This is a genomic window from Cupriavidus sp. UYPR2.512, assembly GCF_000379565.1.
In the GTDB taxonomy this organism is placed as follows: Bacteria; Pseudomonadota; Gammaproteobacteria; order Burkholderiales; family Burkholderiaceae; genus Cupriavidus.
Genome location: NZ_KB903156.1, coordinates 20,655 through 46,482, shown reverse-complemented (window position 1 = coordinate 46,482; position 25,828 = coordinate 20,655). Strand labels below are relative to the sequence as shown.

At 66.8% G+C, this 25,828-nt stretch carries 26 protein-coding genes; 11 read left to right on the top strand and 15 right to left on the bottom strand.

The genetic code is table 11. The features are described 5' to 3' along the window. The first annotated feature begins 509 nt into the window (after positions 1-509). From fliL to nadC, 8 genes are all read left to right on the top strand, one after another. The gene (gene fliL / locus A3A5_RS0126920) at positions 510-1,001 is read left to right on the top strand and encodes a flagellar basal body-associated protein FliL (protein WP_018313576.1); all 492 of its coding nucleotides are present in this window, start codon (positions 510-512) and stop codon (positions 999-1,001) included. 59 nt (positions 1,002-1,060) lie between these two features. Then, a complete protein-coding gene (gene fliM / locus A3A5_RS0126915; RefSeq protein ID WP_010810394.1) occupies positions 1,061-2,080 on the top strand; it encodes a flagellar motor switch protein FliM in 1,020 nt (339 codons plus the stop codon). Beyond that, the gene (gene fliN / locus A3A5_RS0126910) at positions 2,073-2,522 is read left to right on the top strand and encodes a flagellar motor switch protein FliN (protein WP_018313575.1); all 450 of its coding nucleotides are present in this window, start codon (positions 2,073-2,075) and stop codon (positions 2,520-2,522) included. The genes fliM and fliN overlap by 8 nt, the downstream gene beginning before the upstream one ends. Further along, entirely contained in the window at positions 2,519-2,974 is a 456-nt protein-coding gene (gene fliO / locus A3A5_RS0126905; protein WP_018313574.1) for a flagellar biosynthetic protein FliO, read from the top strand. Before fliN ends, fliO begins: the two co-directional genes overlap by 4 nt. Positions 2,975-3,045: 71 nt before the next feature. Then, on the top strand, positions 3,046-3,792 hold the full coding sequence (gene fliP / locus A3A5_RS0126900; protein ID WP_198293179.1) for a flagellar type III secretion system pore protein FliP: 747 nt from the start codon (positions 3,046-3,048) through the stop codon (positions 3,790-3,792). A gap of 40 nt (positions 3,793-3,832) precedes the next feature. Beyond that, positions 3,833-4,102 (top strand): flagellar biosynthesis protein FliQ, encoded by a 270-nt coding sequence (gene fliQ, locus A3A5_RS0126895; protein ID WP_012355210.1) that lies wholly within the window; start codon positions 3,833-3,835, stop codon positions 4,100-4,102. A gap of 60 nt (positions 4,103-4,162) precedes the next feature. After that, positions 4,163-4,948 carry a flagellar biosynthetic protein FliR gene (fliR, locus tag A3A5_RS0126890; RefSeq protein ID WP_018313571.1) on the top strand — a complete coding sequence of 262 codons (786 nt, stop codon included), beginning with the start codon at positions 4,163-4,165 and terminating at the stop codon, positions 4,946-4,948. A 123-nt stretch (positions 4,949-5,071) separates the two neighbouring features. Beyond that, complete coding sequence (nadC, locus tag A3A5_RS0126885; protein WP_018313570.1) at positions 5,072-5,905, top strand: carboxylating nicotinate-nucleotide diphosphorylase; 834 nt, start codon at positions 5,072-5,074, stop codon at positions 5,903-5,905. A gap of 102 nt (positions 5,906-6,007) precedes the next feature. Here the strand turns inward: nadC and A3A5_RS0126880 are convergent, their stop codons facing one another. Continuing rightward, complete coding sequence (locus A3A5_RS0126880; protein WP_018313569.1) at positions 6,008-6,553, bottom strand: MarR family winged helix-turn-helix transcriptional regulator; 546 nt, start codon at positions 6,551-6,553, stop codon at positions 6,008-6,010. Positions 6,554-6,906: 353 nt separating this feature from the next. Here A3A5_RS0126880 and phnN point away from each other — a divergent pair, with 353 nt between their 5' ends. Together phnN and A3A5_RS0126870 are read left to right on the top strand one after the other, a co-directional pair. Then, positions 6,907-8,712, top strand: a complete 1,806-nt coding sequence (gene phnN, locus A3A5_RS0126875) for a phosphonate metabolism protein/1,5-bisphosphokinase (PRPP-forming) PhnN (protein ID WP_018313568.1) — start codon at positions 6,907-6,909, stop codon at positions 8,710-8,712. 43 nt (positions 8,713-8,755) lie between these two features. Then, the gene (locus A3A5_RS0126870; protein WP_018313567.1) at positions 8,756-9,748 is read left to right on the top strand and encodes a tripartite tricarboxylate transporter substrate binding protein; all 993 of its coding nucleotides are present in this window, start codon (positions 8,756-8,758) and stop codon (positions 9,746-9,748) included. Positions 9,749-9,957: 209 nt separating this feature from the next. On the opposite strand, the gene A3A5_RS0126865 is transcribed toward A3A5_RS0126870, so the two are convergent. The 3 genes from A3A5_RS0126865 to A3A5_RS0126855 all read right to left on the bottom strand — a co-directional run bounded on the left by A3A5_RS0126865 (position 9,958) and on the right by A3A5_RS0126855 (position 13,941). Further along, on the bottom strand, positions 9,958-11,187 hold the full coding sequence (locus A3A5_RS0126865) for an RtcB family protein (RefSeq protein ID WP_018313566.1): 1,230 nt from the start codon (positions 11,185-11,187) through the stop codon (positions 9,958-9,960). 75 nt (positions 11,188-11,262) lie between these two features. After that, positions 11,263-12,228, bottom strand: a complete 966-nt coding sequence (locus tag A3A5_RS0126860; protein WP_018313565.1) for a threo-3-hydroxy-L-aspartate ammonia-lyase — start codon at positions 12,226-12,228, stop codon at positions 11,263-11,265. Positions 12,229-12,306: 78 nt separating this feature from the next. Then, on the bottom strand, positions 12,307-13,941 hold the full coding sequence (locus A3A5_RS0126855; RefSeq protein WP_018313564.1) for a methyl-accepting chemotaxis protein: 1,635 nt from the start codon (positions 13,939-13,941) through the stop codon (positions 12,307-12,309). 358 nt (positions 13,942-14,299) lie between these two features. On the opposite strand from A3A5_RS0126855, the gene A3A5_RS0126850 reads away from it, so the two are divergent. Then, positions 14,300-15,961, top strand: a complete 1,662-nt coding sequence (locus tag A3A5_RS0126850; protein ID WP_018313563.1) for a serine hydrolase — start codon at positions 14,300-14,302, stop codon at positions 15,959-15,961. Positions 15,962-15,977: 16 nt separating this feature from the next. On the opposite strand, the gene dmpG is transcribed toward A3A5_RS0126850, so the two are convergent. The 11 genes from dmpG to A3A5_RS0126795 form a co-directional block, all read right to left on the bottom strand. Beyond that, positions 15,978-17,042 (bottom strand): 4-hydroxy-2-oxovalerate aldolase, encoded by a 1,065-nt coding sequence (dmpG, locus tag A3A5_RS0126845; RefSeq protein ID WP_018313562.1) that lies wholly within the window; start codon positions 17,040-17,042, stop codon positions 15,978-15,980. Positions 17,043-17,059: 17 nt separating this feature from the next. Next, a complete protein-coding gene (locus A3A5_RS0126840) occupies positions 17,060-18,004 on the bottom strand; it encodes an acetaldehyde dehydrogenase (acetylating) (protein ID WP_018313561.1) in 945 nt (314 codons plus the stop codon). Positions 18,005-18,036: 32 nt separating this feature from the next. Continuing rightward, positions 18,037-18,255: a 2-hydroxymuconate tautomerase gene (locus A3A5_RS0126835; protein ID WP_255343542.1), complete on the bottom strand. Its 219-nt coding sequence runs from the start codon at positions 18,253-18,255 to the stop codon at positions 18,037-18,039. Next, the gene (dmpH, locus tag A3A5_RS0126830; protein ID WP_018313559.1) at positions 18,252-19,040 is read right to left on the bottom strand and encodes a 2-oxo-3-hexenedioate decarboxylase; all 789 of its coding nucleotides are present in this window, start codon (positions 19,038-19,040) and stop codon (positions 18,252-18,254) included. Before dmpH ends, A3A5_RS0126835 begins: the two co-directional genes overlap by 4 nt. A 36-nt stretch (positions 19,041-19,076) precedes the next feature. Then, entirely contained in the window at positions 19,077-19,859 is a 783-nt protein-coding gene (gene dmpE, locus A3A5_RS0126825; RefSeq protein ID WP_018313558.1) for a 2-oxopent-4-enoate hydratase, read from the bottom strand. A gap of 8 nt (positions 19,860-19,867) precedes the next feature. Beyond that, a complete protein-coding gene (locus A3A5_RS0126820; RefSeq protein ID WP_018313557.1) occupies positions 19,868-21,322 on the bottom strand; it encodes a 2-hydroxymuconic semialdehyde dehydrogenase in 1,455 nt (484 codons plus the stop codon). A gap of 114 nt (positions 21,323-21,436) precedes the next feature. Then, on the bottom strand, positions 21,437-22,372 hold the full coding sequence (locus A3A5_RS0126815) for a catechol 2,3-dioxygenase (RefSeq protein ID WP_026201174.1): 936 nt from the start codon (positions 22,370-22,372) through the stop codon (positions 21,437-21,439). Positions 22,373-22,443: 71 nt separating this feature from the next. Next, positions 22,444-22,767 (bottom strand): 2Fe-2S iron-sulfur cluster binding domain-containing protein, encoded by a 324-nt coding sequence (locus A3A5_RS0126810; RefSeq protein ID WP_018313555.1) that lies wholly within the window; start codon positions 22,765-22,767, stop codon positions 22,444-22,446. An 11-nt stretch (positions 22,768-22,778) separates the two neighbouring features. After that, the gene (locus A3A5_RS0126805; protein WP_018313554.1) at positions 22,779-23,846 is read right to left on the bottom strand and encodes an NADH:ubiquinone reductase (Na(+)-transporting) subunit F; all 1,068 of its coding nucleotides are present in this window, start codon (positions 23,844-23,846) and stop codon (positions 22,779-22,781) included. Positions 23,847-23,883: 37 nt separating this feature from the next. Beyond that, on the bottom strand, positions 23,884-24,243 hold the full coding sequence (locus tag A3A5_RS0126800; protein WP_018313553.1) for a phenol hydroxylase subunit P4: 360 nt from the start codon (positions 24,241-24,243) through the stop codon (positions 23,884-23,886). Positions 24,244-24,274: 31 nt separating this feature from the next. Beyond that, on the bottom strand, positions 24,275-25,795 hold the full coding sequence (locus A3A5_RS0126795) for an aromatic/alkene/methane monooxygenase hydroxylase/oxygenase subunit alpha (RefSeq protein ID WP_018313552.1): 1,521 nt from the start codon (positions 25,793-25,795) through the stop codon (positions 24,275-24,277). Between the last annotated feature and the right edge of the window lie 33 nt (positions 25,796-25,828).

Sequence of the window (25,828 nt, the reverse complement as noted above, 5' to 3'; positions counted from 1 at the left end):
ATACGGTCGGCAGCAGGCGGCCTACGCCCTGCATGGGGATCGTTCAATAGTGGGTTAACGCAGGCACTGTCCCTGACTCACATGGCGTAGCAGGCTCGAACGGGCACCCACATCGAACGGAAATCACCGCCGCCCGAACTACCAACGGCGAGGAATGGATTGCCAGCCGCATAGGCGACGCGTTCTTTGGTCACTTTCTGTCGCTCGGACAGAAAGTGACTCGCCGGCTACGCCGGCGAAACAGCCCACGCCCGCCAAGAACGACACCCAACCGCAGTGCCACCCCCTATCCCCGCCAATCCCCCCACCAAAACACCAACACTCAAGTTCCCTCCTCAACAAGCGTTAACCAGCCTGCAGGCGCGCAACCCAAACGGCGCCCGCTCGCGTAGCCGTGCCTGCCCCCTTTCCGCTCAAATGGCCAAGCTGAAAGGGTTTCCCCCTTTTTTTCGGCCCTTTGCTGGCCTGCGATTCCGGAAGAATGGCAGGCATTCCGATACAGGCTTCTCATGGCGAACACGGCTTCTCCTCCCCGGACTGGCAACACAGGCAAGCGCGGCCGGCTGCTGCTGATCGGCGCCGGCGTGCTGGTGGTGGTACTGGGCGCCGGAGGCTTCGTGCTGGGCAGCGTGCTGAGCAACCGCCAGCCGGCGGCGCCCGCTGCGCCCGCCGCGCCGGTCGTACCGCCGCCGATCTTCGTGCCGCTGGACGCGTTCACCGTCAACCTGCGCAGCGACGACGGCGACCGCTTCCTGCACACCGGCCTGTCGCTGAAGGTGGCAGATGCCGAGACCCAGGCACGCCTGGCCCAGTACCTGCCAGAGGCACGCAGCCGCATCCTGCTGCTGCTGTCGGCCAGGCAGCCTGCCGACCTGGCCACCGTCGAAGGCAAGCGCAAGCTGGCCGACGATATCCGCGACACCATCAGCAAGCCGTTTGCCAACGGCCTGCCGGCGCAGCGGGTGCTGGACGTGCTCTTCACCTCTTTCGTGGTGCAGTAAGCGCAAGCCAGGGCCGCACCGGATTCATCCATAACGCCGCACAAGGGGCAGGACACTAGATGGCCTACGACAAGTTCCTCTCGCAAGACGAGGTCGACGAGCTGCTCAAGGGCGTATCCGGCGAAGCCGATACGCCCAAGGCCAGCGAGCCTGCGCTCGACGAGGGCGGGGTGCGCCCCTACAACCTGGCCACGCAGGAACGCATCATCCGCGGCCGCCTGCACACGCTGGAGATCATCAACGAGCGCTTTGCGCGCTCGATGCGCACGGCGCTGTTCAATTTCATCCGCCGCGGCGCGGACATCACCGTGGGCAGCATCAGGATCGAGAAATTCGGCGATTTCGCGCGCAACCTGCCGATGCCGACCAACCTGAACCTGGTCCACCTGAAGCCGCTGCGCGGCACGGCACTGTTCGTCTACGACCCGAACCTGGTGTTTCTGGTGGTGGACAACCTGTTCGGCGGCGACGGCCGCTTCCACACCCGCGTGGAAGGCCGCGACTTCACCCAGACCGAGCAGCGCATCATCCAGCGCATGCTGGAGCTGACGCTGGCCAGCTACGGCAACGCCTGGCGCACGGTGCACCCGATCGAGACCGAGTACATCCGCTCGGAGATGCACCCCAAGTTTGCCAACGTCGCCACCCACAACGAGGCCGTGGTGACCACCGCCTTCCATATCGAACTGGGCGCCGTCGGCGGGCAGCTTCATGTCTGCCTGCCGTACGCGATGATCGAGCCGCTCAAGGACCTGCTGATGAATCCGCTGCAGGACGAGAAGGAAGTCGACAAGGGCTGGGTCACGCAACTGTCCACGCAGCTGCGCGCGGCCGAGGTGGAGCTGGTGGCCGAGTTCGCGCACCTGCAGAGCACCGTGGCTGAAGTGCTGGCGATGCGCGCCGGCGACGTGCTGCCGATCGAGCTGCCGGAGAAGGTGTTCGGCAAGGTGGACGGCGTGCCCGTCATGCAATGCGGCTTCGGCACGATGAACGGCCAGTACGCGCTGCGGGTAGAACGAATGATCAATCACCAGGACGGCGATTCCCACCTGGACACCGAGGACAGCGATTATGAGTGACGGCATCGAGGACAAGCCCGTCGATCCGATGGACGACTGGGCCAGCGCGCTGGCCGAGCAGACCAGCGCCACATCCGCCGGAATCCCCGCAGCTGCCGCACCAGCGGCCCCACCCGCGGCCACCCCGGCCGCCGCCACCGTCTTCCAGCCGCTGGCGAAGGAAGCGCCGAGCGGCTTCCGCAACGATATCGAGATGATTCTTGATATCCCGGTGCAGCTGACCGTGGAACTGGGCCGCACCAAGGTGCCCATCAAGAACCTGCTGCAGCTGGCGCAGGGCTCGGTGGTGGAGCTGGACGGCCTGGCCGGCGAGCCGATGGACGTGCTGGTCAACGGCTACCTGATCGCGCAGGGCGAGGTAGTGGTGGTGAACGACAAGTTCGGCATCCGCCTGACGGACATCATCACGCCGTCCGAACGCATCCGGAAGCTGAACAAATGATCATGCAGACGCGCGCCAGCCTGGCCGTGCTTGCGGCGCTGCCGGGGGCCGCCATGGCCGCCGATGGCACGCATGTGCCCGCCATCAGCGGCGCGGCCAGCCTGGCGCAGGCCGGGCTGGGGCTGTTCGCCATTGTCGCGCTGATCCTGGGCATGGCCTGGGTGGCCCGGCGTGCCGGCCTGGTGCGTCACGCCACCGGTGGCGCGATGAAGGTGGTCGGCAGCACCATGCTTGGCGCACGCCAGCGCCTGGTGCTGGTGGAAGTGGGTGATACCTGGCTGGTGCTGGGCGTGAGCCCTGGCGAGATCCGGCCGCTGCATACCCTGCCTGCGGGCACCACCGCAGCCCATCCCCTCGCCGCCAGCGGCGGTGCAGGCCCCTCGCAACAGCCCGGTGGCGGCACCTTTGCCGAAAAGCTGCTGCGTTCGATGCAGGATCACTTCAAGTCATGAATTTCCCGAGTGCCGCGTTGCGGCGCCATGCCCGCGCCGCGCGCGACACTGCGGCCGCGCGCGGCTTCCCGATGCTTGCCCTGCTGGCGCTGATGCTGGCCACCGCCGTACTGGCATTCGCGCCCGCGCCGGCCTGGGCCCAGGCACTGCCCGGCGTTATCAGCAAGCCCGCCCCGGGTGGCGGCCAGATCTGGTCGCTGCCGGTGCAGACGCTGGTGCTGCTGACCTCGCTGTCGTTCCTGCCCGCGGCAATGCTGATGATGACCGGCTTCACCCGCATCATCATCGTGCTGGGCCTGCTGCGCAGCGCGCTGGGCACCGCCACCTCGCCGCCCAACCAGGTGCTGGTGGGCCTGTCGCTGTTCCTGACCTTCTTCGTGATGGCGCCGGTGTTCGACCGCGTCTACAACGACGCCTACAAGCCGCTGTCGGAAAACAAGATCAGCCTGGAGGCCGCCGCGGCCAAGGCCGCGGAGCCGCTCAAGGCCTTCATGCTGCGCCAGACCCGCGAGAAAGACCTGGCCATGTTCGCGCAGATGGCCAAGGCCCCAGAGATGCAGGGCCCCGAGGAAGTGCCGCTCAGCATCCTGGTGCCGGCCTTCGTCACCAGCGAGCTGAAGACCGCGTTCCAGATCGGCTTCACCATCTTCATCCCGTTCCTGATCATCGACCTGGTCGTTGCCAGCGTGCTGATGGCAATGGGGATGATGATGGTGCCGCCGGCCACGATCTCGCTGCCGTTCAAGCTGATGCTGTTCGTGCTGGTCGACGGCTGGCAACTGCTGCTGGGTTCGCTGGCGCAGAGCTTCATGAACTGAGGCGGCCCCAGCGCCCGCCACACACCGCAGAGTCCGAGCCATGACACCCGAGACCGTAATGACCATCGCCACCCAGGCGATGAAGATGACCCTGCTGCTGGCCGCCCCGTTGCTGCTGGTGGCGCTGGCCGCCGGCCTGGTGGTCAGCCTGTTCCAGGCCGCGACACAGATCAACGAGATGACGCTGAGCTTCATCCCCAAGCTGATTGCGCTGTTCGCCACCATGGTGCTGGCCGGGCCGTGGATGATCAATGCCATGGTCGACTACATGCGCGAGGTGTTCCAGAGCATTCCCGCGCTGGCGCACTGACTGCGGCCGCGCTCGCCCTCGTCGCCCCCACCGCCCCCCCCTGCCCGCTGACTCCCCGCCGTGGTCGAATTCACCTCAGCCCAGCTCTACAGCTGGCTCGCGGCGTTCCTGTGGCCCTTCTTCCGCATCCTGGCCCTGATCGGCACCGCGCCGCTGTTCAGTGAATCCACCATCCCGCGCCGCGTCAAGATCGCGCTGTCCGCCGTGATCGCGATGGTGGTGTCGCCCACCATCGCGCAGTTGCCGGTGATGACGGTGTACTCCTTCGGCGGGCTGATGATCATCCTCAACGAAGTCGGCATCGGCCTGGCCACCGGCTTCGCCATGCGGCTGGTCTTTGCCACCGTGCAGCAGGCCGGCGAGATCATCGGCCTGCAGATGGGCCTGTCCTTTGCCTCGTTCTTCGACCGCGCCGCCGGCGGCCAGACCATGGTGCTGTCGCGCTTCCTGAACCTGATCGCAATGCTGCTGTTCCTGGCGCTGGACGGCCACCTGCTGATGCTGGGCACGCTGGTCGACAGCTTCAACGGCCTGCCCATCGGCGGCACGCCGCTGTCCGCCGGCGGCGCCATGGCCGTGGCCCGCGCCGGCGGCATGGTGTTCTCCGCCGCCCTGCTGCTGGCGCTGCCGATGATCGCCGCGCTGCTGACGCTGAACCTGGCGATGGGCATCCTGAACCGCGCCTCGCCGCAACTGTCGATCTTTGCGGTCGGCTTCCCGGTCACGCTGTCAGGCGGGCTGCTGGTGCTGATGCTGGTGATGCCGCAGATGGGCACCTACATGCAGCACATGATCGAGGCGGGGCTGGAGGCAATCGGGACGGTGCTGGGGCAGTTTGCGCGGTAGGCTTGCGTTTTATCTTAGATCTCGAATATTACTTGACATGGCGCATGGAAGGGCTAGTATTGCGTCATGTAATTCGATCTCTAAGATTACTGAAGTACCGCAACCACCGTTCAGGAGCCCTTCATGTACGACATTTTCGCCACGGACAAGCTGATCGACCTCTGGCTGACCGAAGACATTGGCATCTGCGACTTGACCGTCCAGACCATGATTGAACCGGGAGAGACCGGCACCTTCTGCATGAACGCCCGCGAGCCGATGCTTATCGCCGGCATCGACGTGGCGGCACGCATCTTCGCGCGCTACGATCCGACGCTTTCGGTCGATGTGCGCGTCGCCGACGGCGACAAGGTTGAGAAAGGCGCGGTGCTGCTTAACGTGAGCGGCAATGCACGCAGCGTCCTGACGGCCGAGCGCACCGCGCTGAACATCATGCAGCGGCTGTGCGGCATCGCCAACCATACGGCAACCTATGCCCAGGCCATCGCCCATACCAAGGCGCGCCTGATCGACAGCCGCAAGACCACGCCGGGCCTGCGCGCGCTGGAAAAGCACGCGGTGACCTGTGGCGGCGGACTGAACCACCGGCTGAGCCTGGACAACGGCGTGATGATCAAGGACAACCACATCGCCGTGTGCGGCAGTATCGCTGCCGCCGTGGCACGCGTGCGCCGCAAGCTGCCCGTGCTGACCAAGCTGGAAGTGGAATGCGACCGGCTGGAACAGGTGCATGAAGCCCTGGCAGCCGGTGTCGACGTGATCATGCTGGACAACATGTCGGTGCCCGACATGAAGGAAGCCGTGCAGATCGTCAATGGCCGGACCAAGGTCGAGGCGTCAGGCGGCATCCGCCTGGAAACGATCCGGGCCGTGGCGGAAACGGGCGTGGACTACATCTCCACGAGCAAGATCACCCAGTCTGCCCCTGCCGTGGATATCGGACTCGACGAAGCCTGACACCTGCGGGGCCCAGGGCCCCCTGACCGATTCACGCCTTCTACCCAAGGCATTCACCCTTTCCGGTCTCGCCCGGCGAGGGTCTTTTCCGTTGCGGGTCGTCTACAGATCCGAGAGCAGGCGCCCTACCTCCTGTGTGGACGGGACCCGCCGCCCATGTTCTGCCGACGCGACTTCGTCGGCGACCAGCCGCTTCGCTATCGTAATCAGCACGCGGCGCGTGGTCAGCACGTCTTCTTCGCTCACACCTTCCACGCTGAGTTCATTCACCTCGGTCGCCAGCGGTTCAAGCTTGCGGCGCAGCGCGCGTCCGGTCTTGCTCAGGAACACATGCACCTTCTTCTTGTTGCCGGGAAGGTGCGTGCGTTCCACGTAGCCCAGCGCCTCCAGCGCCTTGACTGCCGCAAACGTCGTCGGCTCGGTCACGCCGGCCCGTTCACTCAGCTCTCGCTGCGACACGCCGTCATGGCGCCACAGGATGCGCAGGATCGTCCAGTGCCCATACGAGACCGAATGTTCCGCCAGGCGCAGCTGCAGCGCCCGGATATAGGCCCGGGCGGCATCCTTCACCAGGTGGGCAAGCCGTTCTTCATCGGCTTCATCCGCAGGCGTGATCGGGACGGGAGCATCCGGCTTTCTTGTGGCCATAGTTGTGAGGGAAAGTAGAGCGTATGCATGTGGCACCGGACGACCCGGTGCCAGCGACAGCGCACATGATAGCGCCTCCGGCGCTCGCACGCCGACACCACCACCTCATCGCAACGCCTCTCCATGTAGCGTTCACTTCATCAGTGCACGATGCCCGCAACCCATGCATGGGGCACCGTCACCGCGCCCCCGGTTCCCCGTGTTTTCCCCTATAAGTCCGCGAATCCCGCGTACACACTGGATTTGCGGGCGCTGGCCCGTTGCTTGCATTACCTTAGACATCGAACTTATCTTGACACCCCCTTGGCCGGTGCTAGCATAGCCACATAACTTCGACATCTAAGGTAATTCTCATGAAGGCGACCGGCACATTCTTCTTTGTTGTGGGGCCCAGTGGCGCTGGCAAGGACTCCCTGATCGACGGTGCACGTGCCGCGCTCGATGACGATTACGTTTTTGCGCGGCGCGTTATTACGCGTCCCGACGGCTCTGCTGGCGAGGAGCACGAGGGTGTCTCGGAAACCGAGTTCGTGCGGCGCCAGCAAAGCGGAGAGTTCCTGGTGACCTGGGACGCGCACGACCTGCGCTACGGATTGCCGAGATCCCTGATGTGCGAGCTCGAACGCGGTCGCAACGTCGTGGCCAATGGCTCGCGCGGCGTCATCGCGGAACTTGCGGCTCGCTTGCCCCGTTTCGTGGTGGTCCTGGTAACGGCACCACGTGACGTGCTTGCCCGGCGCATTGCCGCGCGCGGGCGGGAATCGGGCGACCAGGTTGCCAGCCGCGTGGCACGCGCGGGGGCACCGGTACCGCCACACGTCCCGTGTATCACGGTGTCGAACGACAGCACGCTGGAAGCGGGCACGGCACGCTTTGTCGAAGCCTTGCGCAACGGCACCAGGGCATCCGCCGCCGAACGGCCGGCCAGCCGCACCAACCTGATGGTCAAGCTGCGCGGCGAGCCGCTCGACGAAGCTGCCTACGTTGCCGTGCTTCAGGACGCGATCGCCGGACGGTACACCGAGGCAGAGCTGACCGAGTTCCTCGTTGCCGCAACCCGCACGCTCACAGAAGAGGAAGTGGTGGCACTGGCACGCGCGCGTACCGCCTTCACACCCCGCATCGACTGGGACGAACCGGTAGTCGTCGACAAGCATTCGATGGGGGGCGTTCCCGGCAGCCGCATCACGCTGATCGTGGTGCCGATCGTCGCGGCCTACGGGCTGGCGATGCCCAAGACATCGTCGCGCGCGATCACCTCTGCCGCCGGCACCGCCGATGCCATGGAGACCATCGCACGGGTCGACCTGGCGCATGAAGACGTGCGTCGATGCGTGGCCCAGGCGCGCGCCTGCATCGCGTGGAACGGACGGCTGAACCATTCGGTGGTCGACGATGTGATGAACGCCATCACGCGGCCGCTGCGGCTGGATTCGCGGCGCTGGTCCGTGGCGTCGATCCTGTCGAAGAAGTACACCGCCGGCGCCACCCACGTCATCGTCGACCTGCCCTACGGGCCGCAAACCAAGCTGGCAACGCGCGCCGATGCCGAGGCGCTGGGCGCGCTGTTCGAACACGTCGGCAAGGGACTGGGCCTGCACGTACGCGCACTGGTCACGGACGGCAGCCGCCCGATCGGGCGCGGCATCGGCCCCGCGCTGGAAGTGCGCGACGTCCGACTCGTGCTCGACAACGCTCCCGATGCACCCGCCGACCTGCGTGAAAAAGCCCTGCGCTTTGCCGGCGAAATCATCGCATTCGATCCCCGCGTGGACTCGCCCGAACACGGCATGCAAATTGCGGCCGTGCTGCTGCATGAAGGCAAGGCCAAGGCCGCGTTCGATCGCATCGCCGCCGCGCAGGGCGTTCGCCCCGATCCAGTGGCGCCGGGTACGCATACGCAGGTCGTGCCCGCCGCCATGCGGGGCCGGGTGACGGGCGTCGATGGCCTGCAGATTTCCGGCGTGGCGCGCGCCGCCGGGGCGCCGCGCGATGGCGGTGCAGGCGTCGACATGCTGTGCGCGATCGGTGCAAAGGTAGCGCCAGGGCAACCCCTCTACCGTATCCACGCCGGCTCCGCTGAAGCGCTTGAGGCGGCTGCGGCACTGGCGCGCGCTGGCGGCGAGTGCTGCCAGGCGGTGCGTATAGACCCCGATTGACCAGCTTTTCCGCTTCCTTCACCCTAACCGACGAGGCATATCAATGAGACCCCTATCCGTCGTCAGCAGTCTGGCATCGCTCCTGTTTGTCGCAGGCAGCCTGGGCACCCTGCCCGGGCGCGCCGAAGCCAATATCGCCAGTACCTTCCCGCAAAAGCCGATCCGCGTGGTGGTAACGTTCCCGGCCGGAGGGGGGACCGATTCCCTTGCGCGCCTGATCGGGAATGACCTCAGCAAGTCGCTGGGGCAGCCCGTGGTCGTCGACAACCGGCCCGGCGCCAGCGGCAATATTGGCGCGGAGTTCGTCGCCAAGAGCCCTGCCGACGGCTATACGCTGCTCATCGTCAACAGCAGCTTTGCCATCAACCCGAGCGTCTTCAAGAAGCTGCAGTTCAATCCCAAGTCCGACTTCAGCGCCGTCATCACCTTCGCTTCGGTGCCATCGGTAATCGCCGTGCCATCGCATTCGAAGCTCCGCAACTTCAACGACCTGCTGGCGGCGGGCAAGAGCGGCTCACCCCCCAGCTATGCGTCGTGCGGCAACGGCACCCCGCAGCATCTGGCCGGCGAATTGCTGAAGGTCTCGGCAAAGATGGATATGCTGCATGTGCCGTACAAGGGTTGCGCCCCCGCCATCGCCGACGTGCTCGGCAACCAGGCCGATGTCAGCATCAACACGCTGACCAACACCATCCCCTACCTGAAAAGCAACAAGCTGCGCGCGCTCGCCGTCACCTCGAAGGCGCGCTCACCGTTCCTGCCCGACGTACCCACCGTGAGCGAGCTTGGCGTGGCCGGCTATGACGTCGACCAGTGGTTCGGCATCCTCGCCCCGGCAAATACGCCGCCCGAGATCGTGCAAAGGCTGAACACGGAAATCGCCAGGGCCATCGCCAAGCCCGAGATCAAGGCATCGCTGACGCAGCTCGGCTTTGCCACGACGACAAGCACGCCCGCTGAATTCCAGAAGCTGGTGAGTTCCGACATCGATCGCTGGCAGAAATTCGCGACGAAGATCAATCTGCTCCTCGACTGACCCACCTGGGGCACCGGCCAGGCCACAGCAGGCGGATCCCCCGACTTCCCATAGTCCATCGTTGCCACGCGGGCGCAAGCCAGCCCCCGTGAGAGCGCGTTCGTGCCTGCGGGATGGCCGCGACAATCCGGTGGCCCCGGGCGCATGCCAGCTGGCCATCAGGCCGGATCAGAAGCCGACGGTCGCTTCCTGGCAACGCTCACCCCCACTCACCCCTTCACGCACACCACCTGCCGCAACGTGTGCACGATCTCCACCAGGTCAGCCTGCGCCGCCATCACCGCATCGATGTCCTTGTACGCCATCGGGATCTCGTCGATCACCGCGGCATCCTTGCGGCATTCGACTCCCTCGGTCGCATGCACCTGGTCGGCCACGGTGAAGCGGCGCTTGGCCTCGCTGCGGCTCATGGTTCGGCCCGCGCCGTGGCTGCATGAGCAGAACGACTCCGGGTTGCCCTTGCCGCGCACGATAAACGAGCGCGCGCCCATCGATCCCGGGATGATGCCCAGTTCGCCCACGCGCGCACTGACCGCGCCCTTGCGCGTCACCAGCACGTCGGCGCCGAAGTGGTGTTCCTTCTGCACGTAGTTGTGATGGCAGTTGACCGCCTCCAGCCGCGCCTGGAACGGCCTGCGCAGCACGCGCTGCGCCGCGGCCAGCACCGCCTCCATCATCAGTTCGCGGTTGCGGCGCGCGTAGGCCTGGGCCCATGACACGGCGAAGATGTAATCCTCATAATGCTCGGAGCCCTCGACCAGGTAGGCCAGGTCGCGGTCCGGCAGGTTGGCGAGGTGCTTGCGCATGTCCTGCTGCGCCAGCGAAATGAAGGTCGTGCCGATGGCATTGCCGACGCCGCGCGAGCCGCTGTGCAGCATGAACCAGACTGACTGGGCCTCGTCCAGGCACACCTCGATAAAGTGGTTGCCGGTGCCGAGCGTGCCCAGGTGGTTGCGATGGTTGGTGCGCGCCAGGTGCGGATACTTGTCGGTGATGCGGCGAAAGCCCGGCGCCATTTCGGCCCATGCCGCATCGACAGGCGCCGGCGCCGAGCCCCAGGCACCCTGGTCGCGCCGCCCGCCCTGCGCGGTGCGCCCGTGCGGCACGGCGTGCTCTATCGCGCTGCGCAGCGGCCCGAGGTTGTCGGGCAGGTCAGCGGCAGTGAGCGAGGTCTTCACGGCCATCATGCCGCAGCCGATGTCCACGCCCACCGCGGCGGGAATCACCGCGCCCACGGTCGGGATCACCGAGCCGATGGTCGAGCCCTTGCCCAGATGTACATCCGGCATCACCGCAAGATGGCGGAAGATAAACGGCATCCGTGCCGTGTTCAGCAATTGCTCGCGCGCAGCGCTTTCCACCGGGACGCCGCGCGTCCACAGCTTGACCGGCTTGCCGGCGCCGGTATCCAGTACGTCATAGTGGCGCTTGTCCGTCATGGCCGCCCCTGGCTGTGTCGTCGCGGATTGCAGGTTAGACGGCCGGGGCCAGTCCAGGATTCCCTGCCGCCCGACTCAACCCAGCAGGAAGCTGCCGAAGGCGCCCAGGTCGACATTGCCGCCCGAGATGATGACCCCCACGCGCTTGCCCTTCACATCCAGCTTGCCGTGCAGCACCGCGGCGGCGGCCAGGCAGCCGGTGGGCTCGACCACGATCTTCATGCGCCCGGCGAAGAACTTCATGGTGTCCACCAGTTCGGCATCCGACACCGTGACGATGTCCGTCACCAGCTCGCGGATCACGGCAAAGGTGTGGTTGCCCAGGAACGGCGTCTGCGCTCCATCGGCGATGGTGCGCGGGGTGTCGATGCGGACGATTTCGCCGCTGCGCAGGCTGCGCTGGCCATCGTTGCCGGCCTCGGGCTCGACGCCGTACACGGCGCAGCCGGGCGACATCGCCTGGGCCGCCACCGCGCAGCCCGACAGCAGCCCGCCGCCGCCCAGGCACACCACCAGCATGTCCAGCGGGTCGGTTTCCTCGAACAGCTCCTTGGCCGCCGTGCCCTGCCCCGCCATCACATGCGGGTGGTCATACGGCGGGATCAGCGTCATGCCGCGCTCGGCGGCGATGCGCCGGCCCAGCGCTTCGCGATCATCCTGGTAGCGGTCGTACAGCACCACTTCGGCGCCATAGCCGCGCGTGGCTTCGATCTTGATCGCGGGAGCGTCCTGCGGCATCACGATCACCGCCTGCACGCCCAGCAACCGGGCCGACAGCGCGATCGCCTGCGCATGGTTGCCGGAAGAGAACGCGAGCACGCCGCCCGCCTTCTGCTGCGGCGTGAACTGGGCGATGGCGTTGTAGGCGCCGCGGAACTTGAAGGCGCCGATGCGCTGGAAGTTCTCGGCCTTGAAGAACAGCTGCGCGCCGGTGGCCGCGTCCGCGGTGGCAGAGGTCAGCACCGGGGTGCGATGGGCCGCCGCGCGGATGCGTTCGTGGGCGGCAGCGACGTCGTCGAAGGAGATAGGCAGGGCGGTCATGGCGGTGGCAAGGAGGCTGGGACCGGCCAGTTTACCCGCCCCGGGGCCACCTTGCAGCCACGCCGCCCCAACGTGCCGCTACACCGCAGCCAGCCTGTGCGCCGCGCGGCGCTGGATGCCCTGGGCATCGGCGGCCAGGTGCGAAACGCCGTTTTCGCCCGGCAGGCGGAAGAACGCCACCACCTCGCTCAACTCGCGGCCCTGCTCTTCCAGCGCGCGCGATGCGTTGGCCGCCTCGCTCACCAGCGACGCGTTCTGCTGCGTCACCTGGTCGATCTGCACGATGGCCTGGTTGACCTGCTCGATGCCGCGGGTCTGCTCGGCCGATGCCGTGGCAATCTCCTCCACGATGCCGGTCACGCGCGCCACTGCCTGGGTCACCTCGACCATGGTCTGTCCGGCCTCGGTGGCCAGCGACGAGCCGTCCTGCACCTGGCGCCCCGAGGCCTCGATCAGTTCCTTGATCTCCTTGGCCGCGCTCGACGAGCGCTGGGCCAGCCCGCGCACCTCGCTGGCCACCACGGCAAAGCCGCGGCCCTGCTCGCCGGCGCGCGCGGCTTCCACCGCCGCGTTCAGCGCCAGGATATTGGTCTGGAAGGCAATGCCCTCGATGATGCCGGTAATCTCCGCGATCTTGCTCGAACTCGCGCTGATGTCCTGCATCGTGCCGACCACGCGCTGCACCGTGGTGCTGCCGCGCTGCGCCACATCCGCCGCATTGCGCGCCAGCTCGCTGGCCTGGCGGGCATTCTCGGTGTTCTGGCGCACGGTCTCGGTCAGTTCTTCCATGCTGGCCGCGGTTTCCTCCAGCGAAGCCGCCTGCTCCTCGGTGCGGCTGCTCAGGTCGGCGTTGCCGCTGGCGATCTCGCTGGTGCTCACCGCGATATTGCCGCTGCTTGCGCGCACCTGGGTGACAGTGGCCGTGAGGCGCTCATTCATGTCGCGCAGCGCCGCCAGCAGGCGGCCGGTCTCGTCCTGGCGGTCTACCTCGATGCGCGCGCCCAGATCACCGCCGGCCACGGTGTCTGCCACCTCCACGGCACGCTGGATCGGCCGCGTGATGGCACGCGTGATCAGCAAGCCGCCAACCACAGCGATGGCCGCCGATACCAGCGAAATCAGGATCAGCAGGTTGCGCTGGCGCTCATAGTCCGCCTCTAGCCTGCGCTCCATCTCCTTCTGGCGCGCCGTGGTGAACTCGGCGTAGGCGTTGGTCGCCTTGATCAGCGCCGCCAGCAGCGGACGGCATTGCTTGTCGATACGGGAAACCGCTTCGTCGATCTTGCGCTCCGCCGCGAGGCCGACGATGGCCGTGGCGACCGGCCCATACTGGGCCTCGACCTTCGCCACCTCGTCGACCAGCCCGCGCGCCTCATCGCTGACACCGGGCTGGCGCACCATCTCATTGAGCCGCGCCAGCCGCGTCTGCACGTCCTGGTGCGCGCGCAAGGCCTCGGCTTTCTCGCGCTCCAGCTCGGCCGCATCGGTCACCAGCACCAGGTTGCGCGCTGCGACGGCACGCCGGTCCACCGCCCTGCGCACTTTCGCGGCCATGTCTGCGCGGGCGTTCAGTCCGTTCAGATAGTCGTTGAATCCGGCTGTCGCATCCCCGAGTGCATGCAACGAGTACGCCGACACCACCAGCACCATGCCCGCCAGCGTGCCGAACCCGGCCAGCAGCCGCGTGCGGATAGACAGATTCGTGAAATTCATGATCACTCCCTCACCGTCCAATAAGACGTATGCGCTTCGTTTGTTATGGATCCAACCCTTGCATGCCCCACAGCTGCATGCCACTGCGCGCCCGTTCCTGCTGGTCGGCCCGGCGTTCGCGATCGGCAGGGGTAGTGCCCCCGCGAATGTCTGCTATCCGTGCTCGTTGTTGCGCTGGCTAACGGTCCGGCTGAGGGGAACTGATCCCCACCAGAGTGGGGAGTGGAGGTACGAGTTCGCCACACACAGGGCTGGCGACGTTGAGGTTGTTGTGGGCAAGGCACAATCCTGCGCCCCAAGGGACGACTGCATCGCCCGGACATGGCAGCATACGGAGCCCATGCCCCCAGGTACACCCATGCTGAACGGATTCGAAGCGCTGGTCGAAGAGTCGATGGCGGAGTGGAAAATCCCCGGGCTCGCACTTGCCGTGATTCGCGACGGCGAGCCAGTGAGGGTGCGCGGCTATGGCATCCGGGATACCGCCGCGCCCGCGCCGGTAACCGCTGCGACGCAGTTCATGCTGTGCTCGATCACCAAGTCATTTACCGCGGCCGGCCTGGGCTTGCTGGTGGACCAGCGCAGGCTCGACTGGGGCACGCCCGTGCGCGACCTCATCCCCGGATTCCGGCTGCACGATGCCGTCACCACCGAGCGCATCACGGTGCGCGACCTGCTCTGCCACCACAGCGGCATGCCGCGCCACGACTGGCTCCATGCACCGGGTGACCTTGACACCAGCGAGCTACTGGCACGGCTGCGCCACCTGGCGCCCAGCCGTGACCTGCGCGAACGCTGGCAGTACCAGAACCTTGGCTACGTGATCGCCGGCCATGTGACCGAGCGCCTCAGCGGCCAACGCTGGGAGGACTTCACCGAGGAACGCCTGCTGCGGCCGCTGGGCTTCTCACGCTTCGGTTTCTCTGCCGAGGCCCTGGCCGCGGCTGCCGACCACGCGCACCCGCATACGATGGTTGCAAGCGAGTGCTTGCGTGCGAACTGGTCCTCCATTGTGAAACCGGCCGGTGGCCTCGCCACCTCGGTGGAGGACCTGGCGAAATGGATGCGCTGCCTGCTGGATGAAGGCAAGGCTGGCGGGCGTGTGCTGCTATCGCCGGCGATCGTGCGCGACATGATGACGCCAGGCGTGCATGTCGGCACGTCGGATTTCCCGGAGGTCGGCGATCAGCATTACGGCCTTGGCCTCACGGTCGAGCAATACCGCGGCGAGCGCACGGTCTCGCACAGCGGCAGCTGGCTGGGCTGGGCGGCACTGATGACGCTGATGCCATCCAGACGCATCGGCATTGCGGTGCTGACCAACCGGGCACCCAGCGCGGTGACCGCGCTGCTGACCTATGCGGCCCTGGACCAGTTGTGCGGCCATGCGCCCATCGACTGGCTCGGCCGCATGCGCGCCCGGCGCCAGGAAATGCTCGCGCAGCTGCGGGTCGACAAGTCGGCACGACAGGCGCGGCAACACGCCGGCACCGCTCCCAGCCATCCGCTGCACGACTACGCCGGCGATTACTCCCACCCCGCCTACGGGCAGATCACCATCGATACCGATGGCAAAGCACTCGCCTGGCGCTGGCGCGGCATGTCCGGCCAGCTCGCCCATCGTCATTACGATGTGTTCAGCACCGCCGAAAAACCCGCCGAAATCCATCCCGACAGCCTGGCCCTCACCTTCCTCTACAACCGGGAAGGCACCATTGACCGCATTGCGGCACCGCTGGAACCGCTGGTCGACGATATCGTCTTCCACCGCATGGCAAGCGGCGACGCGACCACGGCTGACTTCCGCGCGCGCTGCGTCGGCGAGTACCGGCACAGCGTGCAGCGCATCGAGGTCGCGCTGGATGCGGCCGGGCACCTGCTCATGACCATCACCGGGCAACCCCGCTACCACCTGCTGCCGTCCGAGGGCCGGACCTTCGAGATCGCGGAGTTGCCCGGCTGGCGCGTGGAGTTTCGCTCACCGGCAGAAGACTGCGTCGACGCGCCGGCGTCGCCCTGACCGCGCCTGCCGACGGTCAGGCCACCGCCGCCGACGACACACCCTGCCCCGCCTGCGCACTGCGCCGCGCCAGCAAGTCCAGCGCCACATCCACGATCATGTCTTCCTGCCCGCCCACCATGCGCCGCCTGCCCAGCTCGACCAGGATGTCGACCGTGCCCAGGCCGTAGCGCGCCGCGGCGGCCTCGGCATGGCGCAGGAAGCTGGAATAGACCCCGGCGTAGCCCAGCGCCAGGGTCTCGCGGTCGACGCGCACCGGGCGATCCTGCAGCGGGCGCACGATGTCGTCGGCGGCATCCATCAGCGTGTACAGGTCGCAGCCGTGCTGCCAGCCCAGGCGTTCGGCGGCGGCGATAAAGACTTCCAGCGGGGCGTTGCCGGCACCGGCGCCCATGCCGGCCAGGCTGGCGTCGATGCGGTCGCAGCCCTCTTCCACGGCGACGATGGAATTGGCCACGCCCAGGCTCAGGTTGTGGTGAGCGTGCATGCCGGTCTGGGTTTCGGGCTTGAGCACGTCCTTGAAGGCGCGGAAGCGCTCGCGCACATCCTGCATTCCCAGCGCGCCGCCGGAATCGACTACGTACACGCACTGGGCGCCGTAGCTTTCCATCAGCTTCGCCTGCTGCGCCAGCGCCGCGGGTGTGGTCATGTGGCTCATCATCAGGAAACCGACGGTGTCCATGCCGAGTTCGCGCGCATATTCAATGTGCTGGCGCGAGACATCGGCTTCGGTACAGTGCGTGGCCACGCGCACCACACGCGCGCCGGCATCATAGGCGGCGCGCAGGTCGTGCACGGTGCCCACGCCCGGCAGCAGCAGCGTGGCCACGCGGGCATGGCGCACGGTCTCGGCAACGGCGGCGATCCATTCCAGGTCGGTATGGGCGCCAAAGCCGTAGTTGAAGCTGGAGCCCGACAGCCCGTCGCCGTGCGCGACCTCGATCGAATCCACGCGCGCGGCGTCGAGCGCGGCCGCGATGCGGCGCACGTGGTCCAGGCTGTACTGGTGGCGGATGGCGTGGCTGCCGTCGCGCAGCGTCACGTCGGAGATGTAGAGCTTCTTGGTGGGTTGTGCGGTCATGTTTGTCTCCCTGCGGCTCATGCGGACAGCCGGGTCTCGGCCAGGCGCTCGGCGCAGGCCAGCGCGGCGCTGGTCATGATGTCGAGGTTGCCGGCATAGGCCGGCAGGTAATGGGCGGCGCCCTCCACTTCCAGGAAGATCGAGGTCTTGAGCCCGCTCATCGGTCCCAGGCCGGGGATATTCAACGGCGCCGACGCAGCGATACGCTCGAACTGCACGCGCTGCTTGAGCCGGTAACCCGGTACGTAGCCCTGTACTGCCTGCGCCATCGCTTCGACGCTCGCCGCGATTTCCGCTTCATCACCGTCATCCGACAAGGTGAAGACTGTGTCGCGCATCATCAGCGGCGGTTCCGCCGGGTTGAGCACGATGATGGCCTTGCCGCGCGCGGCGCCGCCCACCGAGCACAGCGCCCGACTGGTGGTCTCGGTGAACTCGTCGATATTGGCGCGCGTGCCGGGCCCGGCCGACCTGCTCGAGATCGACGCCACAATCTCGGCGTAGTGCACTTTGGCCACGCGGGACACCGCCGCCACCATGGGGATGGTGGCCTGGCCGCCGCAGGTGACCATATTGATGTTGGGGGCGTCCAGGTGCTGGTCCAGGTTGACCACGGGCACTACGTACGGGCCGATCGACGCCGGCGTCAGGTCGATCACGCGCACGCCGTGCTGCCGCAGTACGTGGTTGTGGTGCGCATGGGCGCCCGCCGAGGTGGCATCGAAGGCGATGCGGATATCGCCGAAGCCCGGCATGCCGACCAGCCCGTCGATGCCCTCGGCCGTGGTCGGCACGCCCAGGCGCGCGGCTCGGGCCAGTCCGTCCGACGCGGCGTCGATGCCCACCATGGCGCCCATTTCCAGGTTCCGCCCGTGGCGCATCACCTTGATCATCAGGTCGGTGCCGATATTGCCGGAACCGATGATGGCCACCTTGTGCTTGGCGTTTGCTTTCATGTCCATGTCGTTGTCCTTTTCGCTATGGTCCCGCCGCGTCAGCGGCCCAGTTCCCTGGCGGTCTTGCCGCCGATGCCGAACTGCGTCTTCGGCACCTCGGTGATCATCACGCGCACGGTTTCCACCGGCGCGCCCACCGCCTCGACCGCAGCATCGGTCAGCGCGCGGATCAGGCGCGCCTTCTGTTCTTCGGTACGGCCTTCGATCAGGAAGACCTGCATGATTGGCATGGTGTGTCTCCTTGGCCCGTGGTTCAGGTGAAGTGCATCGACACGGTGCCCAGATGCTGGTACCGGACGGTGATGTTGTCGCCGGCCGCCACCGCGATGGCCTCGGTCACGCCGCCGGTCATGATGAAAGTGCCGGCCGGCAGCTCGCGCCCGCGCGCGCCCAGCATGTTGGCAAGCATGGCGACGCTGTTGGCCGGATGCCCCAGCACCGCCGCGCCGGCCGCGGTGGCCACCACCTCGCCGTTCTTCTCCAGCACCACGCCCAGGTTCTTCAGGTCCAGCCCCTCGGCGCCGCGGTGCGTGCCGCCCACGACGAAGCGCGCCGACGAGGTGTTGTCGGCAATCACGCTCTTCAGGTCGAAGCGGAAGTTCTCGTAGCGCGAGTCGATCACCTCCACCGCCGGCACCACGAAATCGGTGGCTGCCAGCACGTCGCCGATATGGCAGCCCGGCCCCTTGAGCGGCGCCTTCAGCACGAAGGCGATCTCGGCTTCCACCTTGGGGTGGATCAGCGTGCCGGTATCGATGGCGGCGCCGTCCATGCAGGCGCCGTAGTCGGTAAGGAAGCCGTACACCGGGTCGCTCACGCCCATCTGGCGCATCTTGGCGAACGAAGTCAGGCCCATCTTGAGCCCGGCGATACGGGTGCCGCGCGCCTCCTTGCGCGCGCGGATGGCGTCCTGGATGGCGTAGGCGTCGTCCCAGTCCATGTCCGGGTATTCATCGGTAATCTTGCGCACCGCCTCGCGCTGCAGTTCGGCGTTCTCCAGGTGCCCGGCGAGCCGGGCAATGGTGTCTTGTGTCAGGTTCATGGCTTGTCCTGCGCTGAGTTGGAAAAAGGGTCGGGCTCAGACGAAGCGCACGCCGGCCGAGCCGATGCCGCCCAGGCTGATGCGCAGCCGGTCGCCGGCGGTTACGGGCACCATCGCGGCAAGAGAGCCGGACAGGATCACCTCGCCCCGCTTCAGGCCAATGCCCAGCCGGCCAAGCGTATTGGCCAGCCATGCCACTGCATTGACGGGATGCCCGAGCGCGGCCGCGCCGGCGCCGGTGGCGACGATCTCGCCGTTCTTCTCCAGCGTCATGCCGACCGTGCCCAGGTCCACGCTGCGCGGGTCCACTGCGGCGTCGCCCAGCACGAAAACGCCTGACGAAGCGTTGTCAGCCACCGTGTCCTGGATGCGGATCTTCCAGTCGCGGATGCGCGAATCGACGATCTCGAAGCAAGGCAGCACGTAGGCGGTGGCGCGCAGCACGTCGGCATTGGTCACACCCGGCCCCTCCAGGTCTTCCTTCAGCACGAAGGCAACCTCGCCTTCGGCCTTGGGCGCGATCAGGGTGTCGGCGGGAATCGCCGCGCCGTCGGGGTAGACCATGCCGGACAGCAGGTGGCCAAAATCTGGCTGGCGCACGTCGAGCATGTCCATCACCACGCGGCTGGTCACGCCGATCTTCTTGCCGACCACGCGCTCGCCGGCGTCGAGCCGGTGCTGCACCATGGCCAACTGGATGCGGTAGGCGTCGTCGATGCTCAGGTCCGGCCAGGACTCGGTCAGCGGCGCCACCGGGCGCCTGGTGGCAAGCGCCTGGTGCAGGCCGGCGCCGATCTCGCGGATAAGTTCGCTCTGCATGGTGGGCCTCACAGTTTGACGCAGACGTTGCGCAGCTCGGTGTAGAACTCGAGCGAATGGACGCCGCCCTCGCGGCCGATGCCGGATTGCTTCGCGCCGCCAAAAGCCGTGCGCAGGTCGCGCAGGAACCAGGCATTGATCCAGCAGATGCCCACCTCCAGCGTGCTACCCATGCGGTGCGCGGTGCCAAGGTCGCCGGTCCAGACCGTGGCGGCCAGTCCGTACGGGGTGTCGTTGGCCAGCGCGATGACTTCCTCTTCGGTGTCGAACGGGGCGATATGGCAGCAGGGCCCGAAGATCTCCTCGCGGATCACGGCGGCGCTTTCCGGCAGGCCTGTCCAGATGGTGGGCTGCACCCAGGCGCCTTCGGCCAGCGCCCCCGGCATCTGCGGCACGCCACCCCCGGTGACCACGGTGGCGCCGGCCTCGGCGGCCTTGCGGTAGTACGACAGCACCTTGTCGCGATGCTCATGCGACACCAGCGGCCCCATGGTCACGCCCGCGTCGGTGGGGTGTCCCAGCTTCAGCCCCTCGGCCTTCGCCTTCAGCGCGGCAACAAAGCGCGCAAAGATCGGCCGCTGCACGTAGACCCGCTCGGTGCCCAGGCACACCTGGCCGCTGTTCTCGAACGCCGAGCGCGTGATGCCGGCCACGGCCTTGTCGAAGTCCGCATCGGCGAACACGATGCCCGCGTTCTTGCCGCCCAGCTCGAACGACACCGGCCGCACGCCGTTGGCCGCGGCCTTCATGATGGCCTCGCCGGTGCGGGTCTCGCCGGTGAAGGTAATGCCGTTGACCTGCGGGTGCGCGGTCAGGAGCGCGCCGGCCGAATCCGGGCCGAAACCATGCACCACGTTGTAGACGCCCGGCGGCACGCCGGCCTCGTTCATCACCTCGCCCAGCAGCGTCGCGGTGGCGGGGGTCTCCTCCGAGGGCTTGACCACCACCGTATTGCCGCAGGCCAGCGCCGGCCCGACCTTCCACGTCATCAGCAGCAGCGGCAGGTTCCACGGGCACACCACGCCGATCACGCCGCGCGGGCTGCGCACCGCATAGTTGATGGCCTTGCCGCCGTCGGGCGTGTCCATGGCAAAGCTTTCGGTCGGCACGTTGCGGATCAGGTCGGCAAAAACCTTGAAGTTGGCCGCGCCGCGCGGGATGTCGATATGGCTGGCCAGCCCGAACGGCTTGCCGGTATCGGCGATCTCCGCCTGCACGAATTCGTCGAAGCGGCGGTTGATGCCGTCGGCCACCGCGTGCAGCAGCTCGACCCGCTGCGCCACCGTCATGCGGCCCCACGGCCCCTGCAGCGCACGGCGCGCGACCTGCACCGCGGCGTCGACCTCGGCCTTGCCGGCCTCGTGCACGTGGCCGATCAGGCTGTTATCGGCGGGGTTGCGGTTCTCGAAGGTCCGCGCGGTGCCGACCCACTCGCCGTTGATGAAGTTCTTGAAGTCTTTCATATTGGTTCTCTGATGTTGAAGCAATCGCGCACTGCGACCCTCCGCCCATCGTTTGGGTGCCCCTCTCCCGCAAGCGGGAGAGGGGGCAAACCAGCGGGAGGCGAGCGTTCGCGTTTAGGTCAGCACATTCAAAAACGCTTCGTTCAGCTTCCTGTCGTGATAGAAGATCGCGCGCCCCAGCTCGTTGTCAGTCCAGGTAATGGTGGGCTTGTCCGGGTAGTGGATATAGCCGCCGGAGAACACCTCGTTGCGATTGCCCGAGGGATCGAAAAAGTAGATCGTCGCACCGCGCGTGATGCCGTGGCGGGTCGGGCCGATGTCGAGCGAGACATCCTTCTTGGAGATGATGTCGGCCGCCTTCAGCACCTCGCTCCAGTTATCAAGCAGGAACGAGGCATGGTGGAAGCGGTTCTTCTCCGGATGCCGGATAAATGCGATGTCGTGCGCCTTATTCGAGCAGGTCAGGAAGGCACCGATCAGCATCTCGCCGTCGGAGCCGGCCACGACCTGCTCGGCCAGAGAAAAACCCAGCACGTCGCGGAACAGCCTGACGGTGCCGTCGACATCATCGCCATACAGCAGGCAGTGGTCGAAGCGGCTGGGCGCCATGCCGCGCAGGTCGTCCGGCCAGGGGTCGGGGTTGAGGTCGCCGGTCTTGCAGCCAAGCTTGTCCTTATCGGCAAAGAGTTCGATCGCGTGCCCTGTCGGGATGGTGAAGCGAAAGCGCACGCCGGTATGCGGGTGCTCGCCCGCGGCGATCCACTGGCAATCGGTGGCCAGGCCGGATTTCTCCACATCCTGCGCCAGCCGCTCCAGCGTGTGGCCGCTGTCGACACGAAAACCCATGTAGTCCATGCCCGGGCTGTCGGCCTCGCGCAGCACCACGCTGTGGTGGTCGTGCTCGTCCCATGCCTTCAGGAACACCCGGCCCTGCGCATCGCGCGCGGTTTCGATCAAGCCGAGTACCTCGATGTAGTGTTTCAGCGCCGGTTCCAGCTCCAGCACGCGCAGGGCTACGTGCCCCGGTCGCAATACGCCTGTCAATGCCATGATGGGTCTCCTGGTGTGGTGGGGTGGCGTTGTGTGGGTGCCACCTTCTTTGCTTGTGCTTCGTTCGCTTGTTACCGGCCCTGTTCGCGCCGACGCTGCTTTTCCAGGCAGCGCTGCAGCAGGGCCACAGGCCGCAGGCGGATATCGCTGTCCGGGTAGGTCTTGCAGGCCAGCACCAGCCCGGCGCGCTGCTCGGCTTCGGAGAGGCAGGCCCGGCTCATCTTGCCGGCGTGATAGTCGCCGGCCTCGATGCGGACCTTGCACACACCGCAGCCGCCGCCGCGGCAGCCGGCGGGGATGCCGCGCTGGCCCAGCACTTCCATGGCCCGCAGCAGGTTCTGCTCCGGCGCGCAGGAGTAGCGCAGCCCGCTGCCGGCGATCTCGACGGTATGCATGGCCGGCCTCCTCAGATCTTGAACAGCGGGCTGCGCGCGCTGTTCTGCGCATCGGCCGCGGACAGGAACTTCTCGGTGTGGATATCCGCCTCGAACAGCCGGCCCTGCATCAGCGTGCGGATGCAGGCCTCGATCATCGGCGGCGGCCCGCACAGGTAGGCTTTGTGGCCGCGGAAGTCGGCATTGCCGTCCTGCGCGTAGAGCTGGTGCAGCACGTCATGCACGTAGCCGCGCGCGCCGCTCCAGCCGCTGTCGGCGGGTTCGTCCGACAGCGCGGGCACGTAGCGGAAGTTGGGGTGGGCCTGCGAGAGCTCCTGGAACTCCGCGTCGTAGTACAGCTCGCCACGGTTGCGCGCGCCCTGCACCAGCGTGATCGGCAGGGTCTCGCCAGCGGCCAGCAGGTCCAGGATCATCGCGCGCGGGCTGGACAGACCGGAGCCGCCCGCCAGGAACAGCATCGGCACCTGCGCCGACTTGCGCACGAAGAAGCGGCCATAGGGCGCGGAGAACGACAGTTCGTCGCCGACCGCCAGCTGGTCGTGCAGGTAGCCGGTGGCCTGCCCGTCCGGCACGCGCCGCACGTGCAGTTCGATCAGGTCGTCGCCCGGCGCGCTGGCCAGCGAGAACGCGCGCGGCTGGTCGCAACCCGGCACGTTCAGGTTGACGTACTGACCGGCCTGGAATGCCGTGCGTCCGCCATCCTTCACACGCAGCCAGATGCCCAGGATGGTGGGCGTCAGGGCGCGCGTCTCGACAACTTCGGCGCGATAGTCGGCCAGCGGCAGGCCCAGCGCATCGGCGTCTTCCTCGATGTCGGCCTCGATCACCAGGTCCGACTGCGCGGTCGCGCAGCAGGCCAGGCACTGGCCGTTGTCGCGCTCGAAATCCATCAGCGCGAAGCTGGAGGCCTCGCCCTGCTCGACCTCGCCGTCCACCACCTGCACCTTGCAGGTGGCGCACAGCCCATGGCAGCAGGCATGGGGCAGCCACACGCCGTTGCGCAGGCAGGCATCCAGCACGGTCTGCCCAGGAGCGATGGGGACGGTCTGCCCGATCGGTTCAATGGTCAGCGAATACATCTTGGTCTCCTTCCGGTGGTGCGTTCGACCATGCGCCTCAGCTGCGGCTGCCGCCGATGCCGTCCAGCCCCGGCGTGCGGAAGCGGATCACGTCCTTGTGGCCCAGGCCGTTTTCTTCCAGCGAGCGGTCCAGGTCGGGTTGCCAGGGCTGGCCGCCGCGCAGCCACTGCACCTTGCCCCAGTCGATGCGGGCAAAGTCGGGGTGGTAGCCGTAGACGCCGGGCAGCACCTTGTCCACCACGTCGCGCAGCGGCATCGACGGCGGGAACGGGAAGCAATGCGGGGCGCAGAACAGCAGGTGGCCGTCCCAGCCGATATAGAGCAGGCGGTTGCCGTGGAACACGGCCTCGCGGTCGGCTGCCTCGAAGGCGTAGTCGCCGATGGATACGACGGGCATGGTTGTCTCCTTGTCTTTTGATGGGGCCGCTTCAGGCGGCGTCGGCGGCAGGCCCGATGCCCTTCCACGCGTTCCAGTTGCGCTGGTCCTGCGAGCCCTCGAAGTCCAGGTTGTCAGCGCCCGGGTTCAGCCGGTACCACTTGAGCACGTCCTCCAGCGTGGCGCCGCCGCAGTTGCCCTGGTAGATCTGGTGCACCGGCAGCCAGGCCTGCGCGTACTTGGCGGGCTCGTCGTCGAAGATGTCCTTGCAGCCGTCCGAGCAGAAGTGGAACTTCATGCCGTGGTAGCTGCTTTCGCGGTAGCAGGTCTGGGTGGGATCGTCCGGCTCCGAGAACACCATCGGGATCTGGCACGTCTGGCACAGCATCGGCAGCGTGGCGTTGTAGAAGCGGTCGCCGGCCTGCTGGCGCTCCTGCCAGTGGTCCAGGCGCGGCTTGTAGTAGCGCTCGAAGGTCTGCGGGTACTTCTCGGTCAGCCATGCCATCTCGTCGGCCTTGGGCACCCAGGTATGGAAGCCGGCCGCGCCCGCGTAGTTGTAAAAGGTGGCCCAGGCTTCGTGCGTGATGCGGTCCTTGGTCTTGGTGGCCACTTCGTGGTACTTGGGCATGCGCAGGCCGTAGCGCTCCAGGTCCTTGAACAGCGCCCCGCCCGCCTGCTCGAAGTACATCTCCCAGGCCTCCGCCCACGACATCACGCGCTTGGGCAGCATGTAGTCCATCATCATGCCGACCAGCGTGAGCAGGCGGAAGCCGCGCCAGAACCATTTGTCCAGCCACTTCTGCAGGACCGGGATATTGCCGGGGTCCTGCTCGCACAGGAACTTGACCACTTCCAGGCCCAGCGTCATGTGGCGCGACTCGTCGGACTGCGCAGAGAAGCCGAAGGTCACCGTGGCCATGTCGCCGTTGTAGGCGGCGCCCGACATGAACGGCATGAACAGCAGGTTGGTCAGCACGTACTCGAACGAGAACGAGATCGCGGTGATGAACTCGAACGGCCCCGCGCTCATCGCGTCCTCGAAGTAGGACTTGGGCACCGACAGGTACCAGACCCGGTCGTGCATGTGACGCCATTCGCCAAAGCCATGGAAGTACTTGTTGTAGACGGACAGCGTGTGCAACTGGGTCTGGGCGTGGCGCAGCTCGTCGACCGACTGCATCTGCGCCGCAACGCGCGCGCCGGCGCCGCGGAAATGCCGACCCAGGTGCGCGTAGCCGCGGTGGGCGGCGTATTCCAGCGGCGTCACGCCGGTCAGGAACAGCCGCAGCGCGTTCAGGTAGCGCGGGTCGGATACGTTCAGGTGGCCGTTGTTCTGCACGAACGAGTCGATGATCGCGTACAGCTTGCGCTCTTTCTCCGACTGATATTTCCAATAGGCATCCATGGTCATGCGGAACGGGTCTTCCCATTTGTCCCAGTCGTGGATGCGGATGCCCTCGTACTTGTCGAACGGGAAGACCTTGTCCATCGGCTCGTAGGTCGTTTCCCAGGCCAGGTCCCGCGTCATCGAGGCGTACTTCTCGCGCAGGTTGAGCTTCTTGCGTGCGTCCATGATGTCTCCGTGATGTTCTGTGTGCCGCTGTCC

Bases quoted from the DNA above. Each gene is read 5' to 3' on its own strand.
- A3A5_RS0126850 (WP_018313563.1), top strand. From the start codon at position 14,300: ATGCTGAACGGATTCGAAGCGCTGGTCGAAGAGTCGATGGCGGAGTGG.
- fliO (WP_018313574.1), top strand. From the start codon at position 2,519: ATGATCATGCAGACGCGCGCCAGCCTGGCCGTGCTTGCGGCGCTGCCG.
- A3A5_RS0126855 (WP_018313564.1), bottom strand. From the start codon at position 13,941: ATGAATTTCACGAATCTGTCTATCCGCACGCGGCTGCTGGCCGGGTTC.
- dmpG (WP_018313562.1), bottom strand. From the start codon at position 17,042: ATGACCGCACAACCCACCAAGAAGCTCTACATCTCCGACGTGACGCTG.
- A3A5_RS0126810 (WP_018313555.1), bottom strand. From the start codon at position 22,767: ATGCATACCGTCGAGATCGCCGGCAGCGGGCTGCGCTACTCCTGCGCG.
- A3A5_RS0126860 (WP_018313565.1), bottom strand. From the start codon at position 12,228: ATGACCGCCCTGCCTATCTCCTTCGACGACGTCGCTGCCGCCCACGAA.
- nadC (WP_018313570.1), top strand. From the start codon at position 5,072: ATGTACGACATTTTCGCCACGGACAAGCTGATCGACCTCTGGCTGACC.
- phnN (WP_018313568.1), top strand. From the start codon at position 6,907: ATGAAGGCGACCGGCACATTCTTCTTTGTTGTGGGGCCCAGTGGCGCT.
- A3A5_RS0126880 (WP_018313569.1), bottom strand. From the start codon at position 6,553: ATGGCCACAAGAAAGCCGGATGCTCCCGTCCCGATCACGCCTGCGGAT.
- fliP (WP_198293179.1), top strand. From the start codon at position 3,046: ATGCTTGCCCTGCTGGCGCTGATGCTGGCCACCGCCGTACTGGCATTC.
- A3A5_RS0126870 (WP_018313567.1), top strand. From the start codon at position 8,756: ATGAGACCCCTATCCGTCGTCAGCAGTCTGGCATCGCTCCTGTTTGTC.
- A3A5_RS0126820 (WP_018313557.1), bottom strand. From the start codon at position 21,322: ATGAAAGACTTCAAGAACTTCATCAACGGCGAGTGGGTCGGCACCGCG.
- A3A5_RS0126800 (WP_018313553.1), bottom strand. From the start codon at position 24,243: ATGCCCGTCGTATCCATCGGCGACTACGCCTTCGAGGCAGCCGACCGC.
- dmpH (WP_018313559.1), bottom strand. From the start codon at position 19,040: ATGAACCTGACACAAGACACCATTGCCCGGCTCGCCGGGCACCTGGAG.
- A3A5_RS0126840 (WP_018313561.1), bottom strand. From the start codon at position 18,004: ATGGACATGAAAGCAAACGCCAAGCACAAGGTGGCCATCATCGGTTCC.
- A3A5_RS0126865 (WP_018313566.1), bottom strand. From the start codon at position 11,187: ATGACGGACAAGCGCCACTATGACGTACTGGATACCGGCGCCGGCAAG.
- fliL (WP_018313576.1), top strand. From the start codon at position 510: ATGGCGAACACGGCTTCTCCTCCCCGGACTGGCAACACAGGCAAGCGC.
- A3A5_RS0126805 (WP_018313554.1), bottom strand. From the start codon at position 23,846: ATGTATTCGCTGACCATTGAACCGATCGGGCAGACCGTCCCCATCGCT.
- fliN (WP_018313575.1), top strand. From the start codon at position 2,073: ATGAGTGACGGCATCGAGGACAAGCCCGTCGATCCGATGGACGACTGG.
- dmpE (WP_018313558.1), bottom strand. From the start codon at position 19,859: ATGCAGAGCGAACTTATCCGCGAGATCGGCGCCGGCCTGCACCAGGCG.
- A3A5_RS0126795 (WP_018313552.1), bottom strand. From the start codon at position 25,795: ATGGACGCACGCAAGAAGCTCAACCTGCGCGAGAAGTACGCCTCGATG.
- A3A5_RS0126815 (WP_026201174.1), bottom strand. From the start codon at position 22,372: ATGGCATTGACAGGCGTATTGCGACCGGGGCACGTAGCCCTGCGCGTG.
- fliQ (WP_012355210.1), top strand. From the start codon at position 3,833: ATGACACCCGAGACCGTAATGACCATCGCCACCCAGGCGATGAAGATG.
- fliM (WP_010810394.1), top strand. From the start codon at position 1,061: ATGGCCTACGACAAGTTCCTCTCGCAAGACGAGGTCGACGAGCTGCTC.